Source organism: Legionella dresdenensis (genome assembly GCF_042649825.1).
Classification (GTDB): Bacteria; Pseudomonadota; Gammaproteobacteria; order Legionellales; family Legionellaceae; genus Legionella_C; species Legionella_C dresdenensis.
This window is the reverse complement of sequence record NZ_JBHSAB010000023.1, coordinates 77,459-79,080: the sequence shown is the minus strand read 5'-3', so window position 1 is coordinate 79,080 and position 1,622 is coordinate 77,459. Positions and strand designations below refer to the sequence as shown.

Sequence of the window (1,622 nt, the reverse complement as noted above, 5' to 3'; positions counted from 1 at the left end):
TTATGAGTGTATTTATTTTTCCTGGACAAGGCGCCCAATTCAAAGGAATGGGAAAAGCCTTATTTGCACAGTTCCCAGAAAAGGTGGAACTTGCTAATGATATACTTGGATATGATATTCGTAAGCGAGTAGATAGCGATGACATTCATCAAACAGAGGTCACACAACCATTAATATACTGTGTTTCTTGTCTATCGTGGTTGATATTACGTGAGCACTATCAGCCTGAGATGGTTCTGGGACATAGTCTTGGTGAGTACGCGGCATTGTATGCAGCTCAAGTTTTTGACTTCGAAACGGGTTTGGAAATCGTCAAAAAAAGAGGCGAGCTGATGCAATCCGTGAAGGGGGGAGCGATGGCTGCAGTGATTGGAATAAAGGCCGCTGATGTTGCCGATATTATTAAAAATAATCAATTACCGCTGTATATTGCTAACTACAATAGCCCAGAGCAAACAGTTATCGCGGGAACTCAGGATGCAATTTCAGATTGCTCGCAATTTTTCAAAGAGGCTAAATGGATACCCCTTGCTGTTTCTGGTGCTTTTCACTCCCCATTGATGAGTGACGTGAGCCAAAGGTTTAAATCTGTATTGGACGCCTATACTTTTGCACCAGCAAAACTCCCCATTATTCTTAATGCTACTGCTCGTTGCCACGTTGATTGCCCAAATCCCTGGACAACAGTATTGAGTTCGCAATTAGTGAATCCGGTTTATTGGAACCAAAGCATTCAATACTGTCTATCATTGGGCTTTATAGATTTTATTGAAGTGGAGCCGGGAAAGCGGCTATCGGGGTTGATTAAAAACATACTCTTTCCCGTTGCCTGATTGGAACCAATAGTAACAGATCCCATCCACCGAATGCATAGTGGCGGTGATGTTGTGTTGGGAGCGATATTGATCTACTGCACGTTTACAATCATCAAAACCGCCATAGTCATCGATGATACAAATACCGCCTTCACTCAATTTTGGATAAAAGGTAGTTAGTGCATGTAAGGTAGATTGATAGAAGTCTGCATCTATTCTTAACAATGATAGTTCCTTAATTTGTTTTTCCAGGTCAGGAAATGTCTGGTCAAACCAGCCTTGAACCAGGTTTACCCTTTGATCATAAAGATGGTATCGTTTGAAGGCCTCTATAACATCGTCATAGCTGGTGGGATTGATGTCTTTTTGCGGTATGTAACTTAGTTGACTACAAAAATAACGAATTTTAGATTTTGTTGTTTCACTGTATTCTTCATTTGGGAATGCCTCAAGAATATAGCTAACCAGCTTCTTTTGTAAGGTTTGGGGAAAAATGGGCAAGCAGCGCATCAATATTTTCAAAGTCTGTAATTGAAAACGGTTACTGACATATGATTTTGATTGCGGAAACAAATCTGCGCCATAAACTGTACGCTGGTATTCTTTCTCATAGACGTTTAAACATGCTTTAGCATACAGAAGGGCGCCGCCACGCCAACATCCTGCCTCAAGTACGTCGCCTTTAACCTGATGATCGCAAATATGTTGAATGGCCAACTCAATATTATCCAGCCTCTTGGAGCTTAATAAAGTTCTGATATTGCCATTGGTCATGAGCCGCTTGAAATCATCATTCGATTGAAAGAA

General features: G+C 41.0%; 2 protein-coding genes. One reads left to right on the top strand and one right to left on the bottom strand.

The window, feature by feature from the left end:
• Positions 1-2: 2 nt before the first annotated feature.
• Complete coding sequence (gene fabD, locus ACFORL_RS09635) at positions 3-833, top strand: ACP S-malonyltransferase (protein ID WP_382343447.1); 831 nt, start codon at positions 3-5, stop codon at positions 831-833.
• On the opposite strand, the gene ACFORL_RS09630 is transcribed toward fabD, so the two are convergent.
• Positions 792-1,589: a TylF/MycF/NovP-related O-methyltransferase gene (locus ACFORL_RS09630; protein ID WP_382343445.1), complete on the bottom strand. Its 798-nt coding sequence runs from the start codon at positions 1,587-1,589 to the stop codon at positions 792-794. The genes fabD and ACFORL_RS09630 overlap by 42 nt on opposite strands.
• Between the last annotated feature and the right edge of the window lie 33 nt (positions 1,590-1,622).

What these genes read in the sequence shown, in the direction of transcription:
- fabD (WP_382343447.1), top strand. Translation starts at nt 3, where the DNA reads ATGAGTGTATTTATTTTTCCTGGACAAGGCGCCCAATTCAAAGGAATG.
- ACFORL_RS09630 (WP_382343445.1), bottom strand. Translation starts at nt 1,589, where the DNA reads ATGACCAATGGCAATATCAGAACTTTATTAAGCTCCAAGAGGCTGGAT.